The sequence below is a fragment of the Larkinella soli genome (assembly GCF_003703975.1).
Lineage (GTDB): Bacteria > Bacteroidota > Bacteroidia > Cytophagales > Spirosomataceae > Larkinella > Larkinella soli.
In genome coordinates this window covers 439,976-455,492 of sequence record NZ_QTJY01000002.1, presented here as the reverse complement: position 1 = coordinate 455,492, position 15,517 = coordinate 439,976, and the positions used below count along the sequence as shown (strand labels likewise).

The following is a 15,517-nucleotide window of genomic DNA, read 5'->3' as shown; positions in this document are numbered from 1 at the left end:
TTGTACCCTATGTCTACCTATAGATTAACTGAACAGGCTGTCCTGAACGCCCTCCGGCACGTCGAGGAACCGGATCTGAAACGCGACCTCGTCTCGCTCAACATGGTGAAAGACGTCGAACTGGGCGTGGGTCAGGTTCGCTTTACCGTCGTGTTGACCACCCCGGCCTGCCCGCTGAAGGAACTGATCCGAAAGCGTTGCATCGACGCTATCCATACGCACATCGGCCCCGACATCCAGGTCGTCGTCAACCTGACGGCGGACGTCACTTCGACCCGTTCCAACACGCCGGTGCTGCCGGGGGTGAAGAACATCATAGCGATTGCGTCCGGCAAGGGCGGAGTCGGTAAGTCGACGGTCACGGCCAATCTCGCGGTGGCCCTGCATAAATCCGGTGCAAAGGTGGGGATCATCGACGCCGATATTTACGGGCCGTCGATGCCCGTCATGTTCGGCGCGGAAGACCTTCAGCCGGCCGTAACTCAGATCAACGGGAAGAATATGCTGCAGCCGATCCGGCAGTACGGTATTAAAATCATGTCGATCGGTTTCCTGACGCCCCCCGACAGTGCGGTGGTGTGGCGCGGACCGATGGCCAGCCAGGCGCTGAAGCAGTTTTTTGCCGATACGAACTGGGAAGAACTCGACTACCTGCTGATCGACCTCCCTCCGGGAACCAGCGATATTCACCTGACGCTCGTCCAGACCGTTCCGGTGACGGGCGCCGTCATCGTGACGACCCCGCAGAAGGTTGCCGTTGCCGATGCCACCAAGGGGCTGGCGATGTTCCGTCAGCCGCAGATCAACGTCCCGGTCCTGGGCGTCGTCGAGAACATGGCGTATTTCACCCCGGCCGAACTGCCGGATTCCAAATATTACCTGTTTGGAAAAGGCGGAGGACAGCAGCTGGCCGATAAATATGATGTGCCGCTGCTGGGGCAGATTCCGCTGGTGCAGAGCATCCGGGAAGCCGGCGACGAGGGCAAACCGGTGGTGACCGAAAACGACCCGTTGACCTACGAAGCCTTCCGGGCAGCGGCCGAAGCCCTGGCGCAGCAGATCGCCATCCGCAACGCCACGCAGGATAAAACCCGGCCCGTGGAGATTCTGAGAACCTGACCGGGGACGCTGAATCGCCCTTCTGGATTGCTAAAATCCAGATTTATCTCCGAATCGGCGTAGTTTGAGTTCGGACAATTTTATATCTTTACAACCGGTCCGGCGCCACAGGACCGGCGACGTGTACCAATCCGGTTGATATTCGAATGGAAGCTACCTACAGCAATATGATGATTGAAAAAGTCGAGAAGGCACTGGACGGGATCCGCCCTTATCTGGAAGCGGACGGCGGCAACGTGAAGGTTCTGGAAGTGACCGACGACAAAGTCGTCCGGCTGGAACTGATGGGTGCCTGCGGCACTTGTCCGATGTCGGCCATGACGTTCAAGGCGGGGCTGGAAGAAGCCATTCTGAAAGCCGTGCCCGAGATCGTGAAGGTGGAAGCCGTTAATTTGTCTCCTGCGTTCTGAGATCACCGTTCGCAGGCTTTCTATACGAAGACAGGAAAGAGTTTTGGCCGCTTGCCCACCGGGTGAGCGGCTTTTTTGTTACTTTGCGGCCGGTTTGAAACCGTTAAACTTGTGAAAATAGGAATCTTCTTCGGTGGCCCGTCGCGCGAACGGGAAGTCTCTTTTGCCGGGGGCCGCACCGCCCTGACCCATCTCGATCAGTCGCTGTTTCAGCCGGTCATGGTGTTCGTCGACGGACTTGGAAATTTCATTCTGATTCGGGAGGAGTTGTTGAATGAAAAGTCGATCCGGGATTTTTATCCGGAGCAGACCGACCCGCGATTCCGGGTGTACATCGAGTCGCTGGGCGGACTTCCGGCCGAAGAACTGGAGCGGCAGATCACCCGGATCGGCCGACGGATCAAACCGGAAGAGTTCAAAGCCCATTTTGATTTCGTTTTTCTGGCGATGCACGGCCCCGACTGCGAGGACGGCGCCATTCAGGGGCTGCTGGAGTGGTACAAAATACCGTATTCCGGCCCTGGCCTGATGGGTTCGGCAGTCGGCATCAACAAGATCCTTCAGAATGAGCTGATCGCCCTCGTCAACGGGCAGGAGAAAAAGACCTCCGTACTCGGCCGCGAAGCCTGGGACAAGGCCGACAAGGCGGTGCTGTTCGGGTCGCTCCAAAGTCTGCTCGGGCTGCCCATCGTCGTGAAGGCTCCGCACCAGGGCTCGTCCATCGGCGTCGTGATCGTTCGTGACAATCACCTCGACGCGTTCATTCAGGCGGTGGACCAGTGCTTTTTCCGGCTTCAGGTCCGGCCGGAGGTCTGGAAAAGCTATTCGGAGGAGCAAAAAATTGAATTTGCGCAGGAGATTACGGAACTGGATTCCGGCATCGGCTATCCGGTCGTGAATGAACAGACCGGGAATCTCCTCGCTCATCCGGCCGACCTGGTTCAGGAACTGGACACGCTGGCCGAAGCCTCGGCCGCGCCGGTTTTCCTCGTTTCGGTTCATGCAGAAGATGAGGTCCTGTTCGAGGAGTTCATCAGCGGTCAGGAGTTCTCCTGCGGGGTGATTCAGGACGAAAACGGCGACGCCGTGGCCCTTCCGCCAACCGAAGTTTATAACGTGACCAGTTTCGATTTCAAATCCAAATACCAGTCGAATACGACCCGCAAACGGATTCCGGTCGAAACCTCCCTGGAACATAACCGGCAGATTCAACTGAACGTGACCGAGGTGTTCCGCCGGCTGGGAATGAACGTCTGTGCCCGCATCGACGGCTTTCTGACGCCCGACCGCGACGGGGAGCCGGGCCGCGTGCTGCTGCACGACCCGAATACGATCCCCGGAATGTCGCCTGCCTCGCTGATCTTCAAACAGATGGCCGAGATTGGGCTGAACGTGACCCAGGCCATCACCTACCTGATTCGTCAGTCGCTGCGGGAACGGATCCGCACCGGCAAGGATACGGAAACCCTGCGCCGTCAGCTGGCCGACCTGGATGCCCGCATGGCCGCCCGGAAAAGCCGGACTCCGGCGCAGGAGGAAATCGTAGTGAGGGCCGAAGCCGAAGGAGCCGCGGACGCCTGGGCGGCCGCAAAAAGCCGTTACGGGCAGCTTTCCGCCCAAGGGGTGGTTAAACCCGTCGTGGTGCTTGAAAACGGCTCCGGACGCCAGATTCTGCCCCTGAATCTGCTGTTTAAGGATTCGATCACCGAAGTACTGGAAATGGTCGGAAAACCGATACATCCGCTGATCGCGGAAACTCGGGAGCGGGCAGCCGACATTACCGAACGTTATTCCTGAAAAACACCATGGATTTACAGTTAACCGGAAAGACCGCCCTCGTCACCGGCTCGACGGCCGGCATCGGTCTGGCCATTGCCCGCACGCTCGCCCGGGAAGGGGCGGAGGTCGTCCTGAACGGCCGGACCAAAGAGCGGATCGATGCCGCCGTGCAGGAAATTTCTGCCGAATTGCCCGACGCCCGATTGCGCGGGGTTGCCGCCGACTTCGGCAAGGGGGAGGAAATCAGGCGATTACTGGAGGAAGTTCCGGAAGTGGATATTCTGGTCAACAACGTAGGGATTTTCGAGCCTCAGCGTTTTGAGGATATCCCGGATGAAGCCTGGTTCCGGTTTTTCGAGGTGAATGTCATGAGCGGGGTGCGGCTTTCCCGCCATTACCTGCCGAAGATGCTGGCCGCAAACTGGGGCCGTATCCTGTTCGTTTCCAGCGAATCGGCCATCTTCATTCCGACGGAAATGATCCATTACGGAACCACGAAAACCGCCCAGCTGGCTGTTTCGCGCGGCATGGCCGAGCTGACCCGGGGCACCGCCGTAACGGTCAACACGATCCTCCCCGGACCGACTTTCTCGGAAGGGTCGGCCGAATTCATTCAGGGAATGGCTGATTTACAGAAAGCGCCGGTAGAGGAGGTGGAGAGAGATTTCTTCCGATATGCCCGGCCGACGTCCATCCTCCAGCGGTTTGCCACCACCCAGGAAGTGGCCAATCTGGCCGTCTACCTGGCCAGCCCGCTGGCTTCCGCCACGAACGGAGCGGCTGTCCGCGTGGATGGGGGTGTGGTGAAGTCGATTATTTAACTCCGTTCCTCCCAGACCTGAACCAGGTTTACGATCACTTCGACGGCTTTTTCCATATCCTGTACGGAAACCCATTCCAGACGGGAGTGAAAGGCGTGTTCACCGGCGAAGAGGTTAGGGCAGGGCAGGCCCATGAACGAAAGCCGTGAGCCGTCCGTGCCGCCCCTGATGCTCCGGCGTTCGGGTGTCAGTTCGCTCCGGCGCAGGGCTTCGAGGGCATTCTCGACCACGGCGGGGTGCTGGTCGAGCACTTCTTTCATGTTGCGGTATTGCTCCTTCACCTCAAAGGTGGCGGTAGAGTGCGGATACCGGCTTAGAACCTCGTCGAGCCGCTGCTTCAGGAAAGCTTCCTTTTCCTGAAGGCCACCGACCGAAAAATCCCGGATGATAAAGCCCAGTTCGGCCTGATCCTGCGTTCCGTGCAGGTGCGTGGGGTGGATGAAGCCTTCGTATCCTTCCGTCGTTTCGGGCGACAGAGTATCTTTGGGCAGGGCGGCCAGCAAATCCCCGGCGACCTTCAGGGCATTTTCCAGTTTCCCTTTGCCGAAACCCGGATGGGTGCTGACGCCCCGGATGCTGATCTTCACGGCATCGGCCGAAAACGTCTCGTCTTCCAGCGTTCCCCGCATTTCGCCGTCGATGGTATAGCCGAAATCGGCTCCCAGCCGCTGCATATCCACCTTTTCGGTGCCCCGCCCCACTTCCTCGTCCGGCGTAAACAAAATTCGGATGACGCCGTGCGGAATTTCGGGATGTTTGACCAAAAACTCGGCAGCCGCCATGATTTCGGCCACCCCGGCCTTATTATCGGCCCCGAGCAGGGTGGTTCCGCTGGCGGTGATGATGTCATGACCGATCTGGTCGTTCAGGTCCGGATGTTCGGTCAGGCGGATGACCTGGGTCGGATCGTCGGGCAGCACGATGTCGGAGCCGTCCCACTGGTGGTGAATCAGCGGTTTGACGCCGGCCCCCGTGACGTCCGGCGACGTGTCCATGTGGGCGCAAAGGCACAGCACCGGCACGTTCGGCTTGGCGCTGGTGGCCGGAATGGTGGCGTAGACATAGCCGAATTCATCCAGTTCGGCGTCGGTGATGCCGATTTCATGGAGTTCCCCGACCAGCAGCCGGCCCAGATCCTTCTGTTTTTCGGTGGAAGGATTGCCGGTCGAGTGCGGATCGGACTGCGTATCGATCTGGACGTAGCGGACAAACCGCTGGGTTACCGTTTGCATAGACTGCCGGGGCGGATCAGGCTTCGATGGCCGTTTTGAATTCGGAGGTAAAATGGAACCGGATGTCGGGATTGTTCTGCATGTTCATGCGCAGGATCCACTCCGACTCGGCCAGGAAAACCGGGTTGCCGTCTTTATCGTAGGCGATGGCCAGCCCTTTGAGCCGGATAAATTCTTCCAGTTTCTTTTTGTCGTCGGACGTCAGCCAGCAGGCTCTGGCGATCGGCATCGACACCCAGCGGCATTTGGCCCCGTATTCATGTTCCAGGCGGTATTGAATCACATCGAACTGAAGATCTCCCACCGTTCCGACGATTTTGCGGTTTCCGATCGGCATCGCGAACAACTGGGCAACCCCCTCGTCCGTCAGCTGCTGGATGCCTTTTTCCAGTTGCTTCGATTTCATCGGGTCGGTGTTGATCAGTTCCTTGAAGATTTCCGGCGAAAAGCTCGGAATGCCCTGATACTGGAGGTCTTCGCCCTCGGTCAGCGTGTCGCCGATCTTGAACGTTCCGGTGTCGTAAAGGCCGATCACATCGCCGGGAAAGCCCTCCTCGACCACGCTTTTGCTGTCGGCCATGAAGCTGAACGGGCTGGCGAAACGCACGTCCTTATCCAGCCGGGTATGATGGTAGAACTTGTTGCGCTCGAACTTGCCCGAGCAGATGCGCAGGAAGGCGACCCGGTCGCGGTGGCGCGGGTCGAGGTTGGCGTGAATCTTGAAGACGAAGCCGCTGAACTGCTTCTCCTCCGGCGTCACGACGCGTTTGTCGGTCGGCCGGGCGATGGGTTCGGGGGAGATGACACAGAAGGTGTCCAGCAACTCCTTGACGCCGAAGTTGTTGACGGCCGATCCGAAGAAAACCGGGGCCACTTTGCCGCCCAGGTAGCTCTGCCGGTCGAAGGGGTCATAGACGCCCTCGATCAGTTCGACGTCTTCGCGCAGCTGAGCCGCATCCCGCTCCCCGACTTTCTGATCCAGAACCGGCGTATTGATGTCGATTTCGAGAATATCCTCTTCCACCCTCGTTTTATTGACCCGGAAGAAGTTCATCGTATGGTCGTAAAGGCTGTAAACGCCCTTAAAATCCGACCCCATATTGACGGGCCAGGTCAGCGGACGAACCCGGATGTTGAGCTTGTTTTCAAGTTCGTCGAGCAGGTCGAAGGGGCTCTGGCCCTCCCGGTCGAGTTTATTGATGAAGATGATCACCGGCGTGTCGCGCATCCGGCACACTTCCATCAGACGTTCGGTCTGTTCCTCCACGCCCTTGACGCAGTCGATCACCAGAATGACGCTGTCCACGGCCGTCAGGGTCCGGTAGGTGTCTTCGGCGAAATCCTTGTGACCCGGTGTGTCGAGGATATTGATTTTAAGACCGTTGTATTCAAAGGTCATGACCGAGGTCGCCACGGAGATGCCCCGCTGCTTTTCGATCTCCATGAAGTCGGATGTGGCCGACTTCTTGATCTTGTTCGATTTGACGGCTCCGGCGGTCTGGATGGCCCCCCCGAAGAGCAGTAGTTTCTCGGTCAGTGTGGTTTTCCCGGCATCCGGGTGGCTGATGATGGCGAACGTCCGGCGCCGGCTGATTTCCTGTACAGTACTCATATCTATCAAAACGCCGTGATTTCCGTAAACCGCAGCAAAGCGCAAAGATACGAAATTTCAGGGGTTATCGGGTCAATATGAAACACTCCGGGCCGGAAGTCGGTAGTGTTTTTGTCAGAATGATTAGTTTTGGGAAATTCACGTTTCTTAACCGCTCCAATGAAAAAAACGCTTTATCTCGTTCGTCACGCCAAGGCCGAGGACCGGGCGATGTTCCAGCGGGATCACGACCGCGATCTGGTACCGGAAGGGATCATGGCGGCCGCGAGAATGGGCCGGCATCTGGCCGCCCAGGGTATCCAGCCGGATTGTCTGATCAGCAGCACGGCCAACCGGGCCCGCGACACGGGCAAGGTGGTGGCGGAGCAGCTGAAAATCGACCCCGAAACGATCCTCCTGGACGAAAAGCTGTTCGACGGCGGACCGAAAGCCTACATGGCCGCCATCAACGGCCTGAACGAGAACTGGCAGTCGGCCATGCTGTTCGGGCACAATCCCGACATCTCCTATTTCGCCGAGTTCCTGACCCATGCCGACGTCGGTTCACTGAGCAAGGGAGCGACCGTAACCATTGAATTTGACGACCTTCGCTGGGCGGAGGTATCGGGGCGGACCGGCCGGCTGGTCAGCGTCGTGTCTCCCAAACAACTGAAAGATTAACCGTATGAATCGTAACCGGCGAGTCCTTTTTATCATCGCCCTGATTTTTACTGCCGTCATTGTCTTCTTCGCCGTCGATATGGCCCGGCGCACCACGGCCCCCTGGAACAAACGGCGGCAGCTCGAACGGGCCCTGCCGGTCGAACCGGACGGGACGGCCATCGACTCCACTGCCCTGGATGTGGCCGATACGCTGCGGTTCGACGAACGGGCTTCCGACACGACCGGGCGGTAAGTTTGCCGGAAAATCTCTATTTTGAGCGCCTAACCCCGTCTCCATGAACGCATTGACGTCTTTCTTTAAACGCAAAGTCCTGCGAATCAACCGCGACCGCTGGAATTACCAGTATGATAAGGGTCTCTGGGATGGGCTGAAAGCCATCGACGAACTGGCCCGGTTCAGCGTCATCGTCGGGTATGTCAAATACCTGAAACCCGGTCAGCCGGAGGTGATGGAAGTGGGCTGCGGGGAAGGACTGCTCCAGCAGCGCCTTCAGGCTCAGAATTACGGGCGGTTCGTCGGCCTCGACATTGCGGATGTGGCCGTCGAGAACGCCCGTGCTCAGGCCGATGAAAAATGCACCTACCGGGTCGGCGACATGGACACTTATGAACCCGACGGTACGTTCGATCTGATTATCTTCAACGAGGTCATCTATTACAGCAAACACCCGCTGAAAACGCTGCAGCGGTTTTCGCAGTATCTGAAACCCGGCGGCCTGCTGATCGTGACGATCAATAATCACAAGCGCAGCGACAAGCTCTGGAACAGCATCAAAGACGGTTTTGCGCTGGTCGACGAAGCCACTACCGTGACGGCTAAAACCACCTGCGTCTGCAAGGTGCTCCTGCCGAAATAAATCGCCTTCAGGACCCGGTTCGCCGGTTAGGGAAGGCGGCCTTCCCGGAACGCGGATGAAAGTCGGTGACGATCTGTTTCAGATAGTCGCGGTCCAGGTGAGTGTAAATTTCCGTCGTCGTGATCGACTCGTGGCCCAGCATCTGCTGCACCGCCCGCAGGTCGGCCCCGCCTTCGATGAGGTGCGTGGCAAATGAATGCCGGAAGGTGTGCGGGCTGATGGTTTTTTTGACCCCGGCTTCCAGGGCCAGCTTTTTGATGGTCTTGAAGACCGACACCCGCGACAGCGTTCCTCCCCGCAGGTTCAGGAAGATCACGTCTTCGGCGTCCTTCTGAACCTCCAGGTGGCTGCGGACCTGTTCGACGTAGATGGTGGTGAATTTGACGGCGTCCTTTCCGATCGGCACCAGCCGCATTTTATTCCCCTTCCCGACGACCCGGATAAATCCCACTTCGAAATAACAGTTGGTCAGCCGCAGGTCGAGGAGTTCGGAAACGCGCAGTCCCGAGCCGTAGAGCACTTCCAGCATGGCCCGGTCGCGGGTGCCGCCGGGGGTGGAGAGGTCGACCGCGCTCAGAATGGCCTCGATTTCGGGGTAGCTGAGCGTGTCGGGCAGTTTGCGGCTCAGTTTCGGCCCTTCGATCAGCTGGGTCGGGTCATGCTGAAGGCCGTTTTCCAGCAGGAGAAATTTATAGAAGGCTTTGAGTCCGGAGAGCATCCGGGCCTGTGATTGAGCCGAAAGCCCCATTTCTGTCAGATAACCGAGATACTGAAACAACTGATCTTCGGAGACCTGGGCGGGCGGGGTGGACTGGCCGCTCAGGTCCAGATATTCCCGCAGCTTTTCCACATCCCGTAAATAGGCTTCTACGGAGTTTTCGGCCAGCGAGCGTTCGAGTTTCAGGTAGTTTTTAAATGCGTTGATGTAACTTTGCCACATACCGGTGATGGTCGCTCCGGCGGTTTCGGCCCTGCGGCCTTCGCTGGAACTACAAAGAAAACCGCTTCCTCTCATGAAACAAATTCTCATCCTGAACGGCCCGAACCTGAACCTGCTGGGCAAGCGGGAGCCGGAAATCTACGGAAACCGCTCGTTCGTCGACTACCTTCAAACCGTCGAACTGGTCTTTCCCGACATTCAGATCCGGTATTTTCAGTCGAACCATGAAGGAGAACTGATCGACAAGATTCACGAACTCGGGTTTTCGGTCGACGGCATCGTCATCAACGCCGGGGCGCTGACGCACACGTCCATTGCTCTCGCCGATGCCCTCTCCGCCGTAACGGCGCCGGCCGTGGAGGTCCATATTTCCAACGTCCACGCCCGCGAAACCTACCGCCATCACAGCTACCTGTCGGCTAAGTGCAGGGGCGTCATCGTCGGCCTGGGCCTGATGGGATATGAACTGGCGGTGCGGTATCTGTTGAGTCTGGGAGTTTAAGAGGTAAGGAGTTGGCTATGATCACATTTTATCCCGGTCCTTCGAAGGTATATCCTGCCGTGGCCGGTTTTGCGCAGGAAGCGGTGCTGTCGGGGGTGGTGAGTCTGAATCACCGCAGCTCCGGTTTCATGGACATCGTGAAAGAGACCCTGCGGCTGCTGCACGAAAAACTGGCCGTGCCGGAGGAATACCACATCTTTTTCGTCTCTTCGGCCACCGAGTGCTGGGAGATCGTCGCCCAGTCGCTGACCGTCGCCAACAGCCTGCATCCGTACAGCGGGGCGTTCGGGAAAAAATGGATGGAATACGCCCACCGGATTAAACCCGCTCTCATGCCGGGAGAAGCGGACGTCCTTTGCGTGGTGCAGAATGAAACCTCCAACGGAACGCAGGTCCGCATGGAAACCCTGAAGCAGTTTCGGGAGCAGTTTACGGGCCTGATCGCCGTCGATGCCGTCTCCTCGCTGGGCGGACTGGCCTTCGACTGGCGGCTGGCCGACGTCTGGTTCGCTTCGGTGCAGAAATGCCTTGGGCTGCCGCCCGGTCTGGGTCTGATGATCTATTCGCCGGCGGCCCTGGAACGGGCCCGGATCATCGGCGACCGGCAGTATTACAACAGCCTGCTGTTCATCCACGAAAACATGGAGAAGTTTCAGACGCCCTATACGCCCAACAGTCTCGGTATTTATTTGCTGATGAGGGTCTTACAGCAGGTGCCGCCCATCGGAACCGTGGATGCGGTGCTGCGGCAGCGGGCGGCCTCCTGGTACCGGTTCATCGAAGAGGAAACCCGGTGGAACCTGCTGATCGACCAGCCCGAACACCGGTCGGATACCGTCATCGCCGTGCTGGGAGAAGAAGAGGCCATCCGGGCCGTGAAAGCCGAAGCACTCCGGGCCGGCATCACGATCGGCAACGGCTACGGCGACTGGAAGAATACCACCTTCCGCATTGCCAACTTTCCGGCGATCGACGAAAGCGAGATCACCGTCCTAAAGGATTTTTTACGAACCTACGGCCGCTGAGTCGTAGCTGTATTATGCTCAATATCAAAGAAATCGCATCGGTTACGCTGATTCTGTTTTCGGTGATCGACGTCGTCGGCTCCCTGCCGGTGATCATCGACATCCGGAAGAAGGTGGGGCGGATCGAGTCCGAAAAGGCGACGCTGGCGTCGGGCCTGCTGATGGTGTCATTTCTGTTTGTGGGCGAGTCGCTGCTGAAGCTGTTCGGCGTCGACGTATCCTCGTTTGCCGTGGCCGGGGCGATCGTTATTTTTCTGATCGGGCTGGAAATGATTCTGGGCCGCAATATTTTCAAGGAAGACCAGCAGACCGCCGGAGCGTCGCACATCGTGCCGATTGCCTTTCCGCTCATTGCCGGAGCCGGCACCATGACTACCATCCTGTCGCTGAAGGCCGAGTATGCGACTTCGAATATCCTGATGGGAATTCTGGTCAATCTGATCCTGATCTACGTGGTGCTGAAATCGTCGGCCTGGATCGAAACCCGGCTGGGTCCGGGCGGCACCAATATCCTGAGAAAGGTGTTCGGAATCATCCTGCTCGCCATCGCCATCAAACTGTTTAAGAATAACTTTTAACCGATATGCAGTCACCAGATTCACTGAACGCCGTTGCCGAGTTCCACCGTACCTTTCATCACCCGGTTCTGGAAAAGCCGGAAATACCGTCTGAAACCCGCTGTCAGCTTCGGGTGGCCCTGCTGGCCGAAGAATTGAAGGAACTGGAGGTAGCCATTCTGGAAAAAGACCTGGTCGGGATTGCCGACGCGCTCTGCGACCTTCAGTATGTGCTGTCCGGAGCGGTGCTGGAATTTGGTCTGGGCGGGCAGTTCAAGGCGCTGTTCGACGAGGTCCAGCGCTCCAACCTCAGCAAGGCTTGCCTGTCGGTGGAGGAAGCCGAAGCCACGGTCCGGCATTACCGGGAAAAGGGCGTCGACTGCCACTATGTCGAGTCGGAGGGGAAATACCTGGTCTACCGGACGGCCGACCAGAAGACGCTGAAAAACATCCACTATTCACCGGCCGATCTCGAAGCTGTCCTGAAGCGGAATTGACAAAGCGGGTGGTCGTCGATGATCGGATCGGTTATGGGGGCCGATCCAACAGACTGAACGGCTATTTATCGAGTTCGTACACAACCGGTTTTCGGGCCGAACTGGGCTGTAGGGCGGGCAGCGCCACCCGGACGGTAGTTCCCTGCCCAAGGGTGGACTCGATGTCGATCTGGCCCTTGTGAATGGTGATGATCCGGTGGGTCAGGGCCAGCCCGATGCCGTGGCCCGACACGCCGGAGGTGATTTCGGAACGGAAGAAAGGTTCGAAGAGGTGGGGAAGGTCGTCGGGCGGTATGCCGGTTCCGTGGTCGGTGAAGTTCAGCCGGATGTGGTCGTTTTCCGCCACGAGGGTGATCACGATGCGGTGGTCGTGCGAATATTTGCACCCGTTTTCCATGAGGTTCTGGAAGGCCATCTGAAGCAGCGCTTCCTCGCCGAGAACGATCAGATCTTCTTCATTTTCAGGCAGTTGCTCGTATTCGATTTCGATATGGTATTCGGGATTCTTCTGAGTCAGGAGGGCGCGGCCGTGCCAGAGCAATTCGTCGACCCGGACCGGCCGGAAGGAAATGGTAGCCGCATCGGAATTGGCGTGGGCCAGTTCCAGCAGCCCGTTGACAAGGTTATTCATCTTTTTTCCTTCTTCCAGAACGCCCTCCAGCACCTGCCGGTACTCCGCTTCGCTGCGGGGCTGCATCAGCGCGACGTCTACCTGGCCCATCATCACCGTCAGGGGGGTACGCAGCTCGTGGGAGGCATGGGAAACGAAGTTTTTCTGAAGGATGAACGCATCCTCCAGCCGGTTGAGCATTTCGTTGAAGGTGGCCGCCAGTTTGGCCAGTTCGTCCCTGGCCCGGCCGATCCGCAGCCGGGCATGGATGTTGGTGGCCGAGATGGCGTTGACCTGATCGATGATGTCGGAAACCGGCTTGAGGGCGTCTCCGGCAAAAAACCAGCCGGCCAGCAGCACGATCACCATACTGGACAGCCAGCTGATGAGCAGGATTTCCCGCAGCCATTCAAGTTTAGAGAAGCCGTAGCGGTCGATGGCCGTCGCCACCACCACCAGCACCTGCTTCCGGTGGTCGATATACCGGACGCCCAGCATTTCAAGTTCGCCGTTCCGCTGGAAGATTTCCCGACCGTTCCGCACCTGCTCGAGAAACTGGGGAGAGACGATCTCCGGTTTGGAGTCCGTAGTATAAAGGATGCGGTTGTCGGTCTGGTAGATGGTCACGTGGCCCCGGTAGAGCGCCATATAGTTCACCTCGATCCGGCGGAGCATCTCTTCGGTAACTTCAGGTACGTCTTCCAGCAGCTGGACGGTGGTGATGGCTTTCTGGTGAAGGCGGTCGTAAAATTCACGCTCCCGGTACTGGTCGAAGAGATAATAGATGGTCAGGGAGAACAGGAGGATGATCGAGCCCACCAGCAGCGCAAAAAGGACGGTCAGTCGGGTCCGGATATTCATAGGTCGGCCGTGGGTAAAGAGGAGGGGAGACTTACTCTTCCTTCAGCATGTAGCCCATTCCGATTACCGTATGAATCAATTTTACCGGAAAATCCTTGTCGATCTTTTTCCGCAGGAAGTTGACATACACGTCGATGACGTTGGTTCCGGTGTCGAAGTGGATATCCCAGACCTTTTCGGCAATATCGACCCGGGAAACGACCCGCCCCCGGTTCCGCATGAGGTATTCGAGCAGGGCGAACTCCTTGGCCGTCAGCTCGATCCGTTTGCCGTCGCGCCGGGCGATCTTTTCGTTCAGGTCCAGTTCGAGGTCGGCCACCTTCAGGAGGCTGGACGGCGAACTGGTATCGATGCTGCGTTTGCTGAGGGCGCGGAGCCGGGCCAGCAGTTCGCGAAACTCGAACGGCTTGACGAGGTAGTCGTCGGCCCCGGCTTCAAAACCGGCCACCTTATTGTCGAGCGAACCCATGGCCGTCAGCATCAGAATCGGAGTCTTAATGTGTTCGGAACGCAGCGATAGGGCAATATCGAAGCCGTTCATTTTCGGGACGTTGACATCCAGGACGATAACGTCATAGTTGTTGCTCAGGGCCATCGTTCTTCCAATCTGGCCGTCGAAGGCGACGTCTACTTCGTGCGACTGTTCTTCCAGCCCTTTCTTAACGAATGAAGCGAGTTTAGGCTCGTCTTCCACTACCAGGATTTTCATAACCGTAAAATGGTGGTTGCCCAAAAATGAAGACTGATCTATTAAAATTCCTTTATATAACTCAAATAAACAAAAAAGCTACCCGGAATCTAACTCCAGGTAGCTTTTTTCATCCTATCCACACCATTTCAAAGCGGATGGTATGAAGCACCTGCCTTGACGTTCAACCTTCCCTTTGTAAGATGTTCGCTAACTCACATCGGAAATTCGATGAATCAAAAATACCCCTGGTACATTAAAGCTTAGTTAAAGACAGGTTAAAATGAGGTGAAATCAGAAGACGAAGCAGCGTGCCTGAAAACAAAAAAGCTATCCGGGCATTCCCGAATAGCTTTCCGACTATATCCACACCATTTAAAAACAGCCGCCCGTTCAGGCTTAGGCTGTCTTATCTTTATCCTACACCAAAGTGAAAGGAGTCAATTTTCAATGTAACTACAAATTGTTACGCAAATATAATATTTGTTAACAGCAAGAACAATACCACTTCAATTTCTTAAAAATTTTGATAAAAAATACTTGCCGGTTCGACCCCGTACAAAAATTTACTTAAGCACCACAACTGTAGGCCGTAATGATCAGCACAAGGCCACCCAGCAGGCGAAGCCAGGCATCCGGCTCAAAGGAAGAACGATAATTGCGGGCCATACGTATAAGCGATTAATTTTAGAAAGTTATTGGAAGGTTACTGCTTTTGACCTTCCAAAATTAGGGCGGCCCGGTTAAACGGTTGTTAAACCCTTGTTAAATGAGGCTTAAATCCCGGGCGTTTTCCGGTGACTGGCGGCCTCTGCTGCCAATTTTTCTTAAAAGCGGGTTAAAAACGCCCGGATGATGGCTTCCGGGTTATTGGACAGCATAAAAAAGTGCGGCCCGACATTCCTGCCGGGCCGCACTTTTCATGACGTTGAGTAAATCAGACTTCTGCTTATTCTGCTTTGATCGACTGCTTGGCGGAGTCTACGCCTTCGTGAGCTTTGTCGGCCAGATTATCGACGTTCGAGTTGAACTGGTCTTTATTGGGTTGATTCCCCTGGTTGCCCTGCACGGCGTTCTGCGCCTTGGTGGTCCAGTCGTTTACCTGGGATTTTACCTGGTCTACCTGGGTTTTCACCTGCTCTACCCCTTTACTCCACTGATCCTGGAGATCCTTGGAGCGCCGGTTGGCTTCATCCTGAATCCACTGGCGGCTTTCACGGCCACTTTTGGGGGCGGTGAGCAACCCGGCTGCAATCCCCGTAATAAATCCTAACAGAAAATCTCTTGAGCTTCTCATGGTGTTTCCGATTTTAAGGTTCGTAACTCTGGAAGTGTTACAAAGTT

The 15,517-nt window shown here is 56.9% G+C and carries 17 protein-coding genes; 11 read left to right on the top strand and 6 right to left on the bottom strand.

Features of this window, described 5'->3' with window-relative positions; translation table 11 throughout:
• Positions 1–9 precede the first annotated feature (9 nt).
• From DX909_RS08135 to DX909_RS08120, 4 genes are all read left to right on the top strand, one after another.
• Positions 10–1,119: an Mrp/NBP35 family ATP-binding protein gene (locus DX909_RS08135; RefSeq protein ID WP_128544647.1), complete on the top strand. Its 1,110-nt coding sequence runs from the start codon at positions 10–12 to the stop codon at positions 1,117–1,119.
• A 146-nt stretch (positions 1,120–1,265) separates the two neighbouring features.
• Entirely contained in the window at positions 1,266–1,529 is a 264-nt protein-coding gene (locus DX909_RS08130; protein ID WP_128544646.1) for a NifU family protein, read from the top strand.
• 111 nt (positions 1,530–1,640) lie between these two features.
• Positions 1,641–3,326, top strand: a complete 1,686-nt coding sequence (locus DX909_RS08125; RefSeq protein WP_128544645.1) for a D-alanine--D-alanine ligase family protein — start codon at positions 1,641–1,643, stop codon at positions 3,324–3,326.
• Positions 3,327–3,334: 8 nt separating this feature from the next.
• A complete protein-coding gene (locus DX909_RS08120) occupies positions 3,335–4,129 on the top strand; it encodes an SDR family NAD(P)-dependent oxidoreductase (protein WP_128544644.1) in 795 nt (264 codons plus the stop codon).
• Here DX909_RS08120 and pepT read toward each other — a convergent pair.
• Complete coding sequence (pepT, locus tag DX909_RS08115) at positions 4,126–5,361, bottom strand: peptidase T (RefSeq protein ID WP_128544643.1); 1,236 nt, start codon at positions 5,359–5,361, stop codon at positions 4,126–4,128. The two genes, DX909_RS08120 and pepT, sit on opposite strands and share 4 nt — an antisense overlap.
• 16 nt (positions 5,362–5,377) lie before the next feature.
• Entirely contained in the window at positions 5,378–6,973 is a 1,596-nt protein-coding gene (locus tag DX909_RS08110; protein ID WP_128544642.1) for a peptide chain release factor 3, read from the bottom strand.
• Positions 6,974–7,132: 159 nt separating this feature from the next.
• On the opposite strand from DX909_RS08110, the gene DX909_RS08105 reads away from it, so the two are divergent.
• From DX909_RS08105 to DX909_RS08095, 3 genes are read left to right on the top strand one after another with little or no spacing between them, the layout of a single operon-like run.
• Positions 7,133–7,633, top strand: coding sequence for a SixA phosphatase family protein (locus tag DX909_RS08105; RefSeq protein ID WP_128544641.1), 501 nt, complete (start codon positions 7,133–7,135; stop codon positions 7,631–7,633).
• A gap of 4 nt (positions 7,634–7,637) precedes the next feature.
• The gene (locus tag DX909_RS08100) at positions 7,638–7,868 is read left to right on the top strand and encodes a hypothetical protein (RefSeq protein WP_128544640.1); all 231 of its coding nucleotides are present in this window, start codon (positions 7,638–7,640) and stop codon (positions 7,866–7,868) included.
• Between the two features lie 43 nt (positions 7,869–7,911).
• Positions 7,912–8,493, top strand: coding sequence for a class I SAM-dependent methyltransferase (locus DX909_RS08095; RefSeq protein WP_128544639.1), 582 nt, complete (start codon positions 7,912–7,914; stop codon positions 8,491–8,493).
• Positions 8,494–8,500: 7 nt separating this feature from the next.
• Here DX909_RS08095 and xerD read toward each other — a convergent pair whose 3' ends face one another.
• A complete protein-coding gene (xerD, locus tag DX909_RS08090; RefSeq protein ID WP_128544928.1) occupies positions 8,501–9,433 on the bottom strand; it encodes a site-specific tyrosine recombinase XerD in 933 nt (310 codons plus the stop codon).
• 73 nt (positions 9,434–9,506) lie between these two features.
• Between xerD and aroQ the strand changes: the two genes are divergently transcribed.
• From aroQ to DX909_RS08070, 4 genes are read left to right on the top strand one after another with little or no spacing between them, the layout of a single operon-like run.
• On the top strand, positions 9,507–9,935 hold the full coding sequence (aroQ, locus tag DX909_RS08085) for a type II 3-dehydroquinate dehydratase (protein ID WP_128544638.1): 429 nt from the start codon (positions 9,507–9,509) through the stop codon (positions 9,933–9,935).
• Positions 9,936–9,952: 17 nt separating this feature from the next.
• Entirely contained in the window at positions 9,953–10,960 is a 1,008-nt protein-coding gene (locus tag DX909_RS08080; RefSeq protein WP_128544637.1) for an aminotransferase class V-fold PLP-dependent enzyme, read from the top strand.
• Between the two features lie 14 nt (positions 10,961–10,974).
• A complete protein-coding gene (locus DX909_RS08075; protein WP_128544636.1) occupies positions 10,975–11,538 on the top strand; it encodes a MarC family protein in 564 nt (187 codons plus the stop codon).
• Between the two features lie 5 nt (positions 11,539–11,543).
• On the top strand, positions 11,544–12,014 hold the full coding sequence (locus tag DX909_RS08070) for a pyrophosphohydrolase domain-containing protein (protein ID WP_128544635.1): 471 nt from the start codon (positions 11,544–11,546) through the stop codon (positions 12,012–12,014).
• 61 nt (positions 12,015–12,075) lie between these two features.
• Here the strand turns inward: DX909_RS08070 and DX909_RS08065 are convergent, their stop codons facing one another.
• The 3 genes from DX909_RS08065 to DX909_RS08055 all read right to left on the bottom strand — a co-directional run bounded on the left by DX909_RS08065 (position 12,076) and on the right by DX909_RS08055 (position 15,470).
• Positions 12,076–13,485, bottom strand: coding sequence for a HAMP domain-containing sensor histidine kinase (locus tag DX909_RS08065; protein ID WP_128544634.1), 1,410 nt, complete (start codon positions 13,483–13,485; stop codon positions 12,076–12,078).
• A gap of 31 nt (positions 13,486–13,516) precedes the next feature.
• Positions 13,517–14,194 (bottom strand): response regulator, encoded by a 678-nt coding sequence (locus tag DX909_RS08060; RefSeq protein WP_128544633.1) that lies wholly within the window; start codon positions 14,192–14,194, stop codon positions 13,517–13,519.
• A gap of 928 nt (positions 14,195–15,122) precedes the next feature.
• The gene (locus DX909_RS08055) at positions 15,123–15,470 is read right to left on the bottom strand and encodes a YtxH domain-containing protein (protein ID WP_128544632.1); all 348 of its coding nucleotides are present in this window, start codon (positions 15,468–15,470) and stop codon (positions 15,123–15,125) included.
• Between the last annotated feature and the right edge of the window lie 47 nt (positions 15,471–15,517).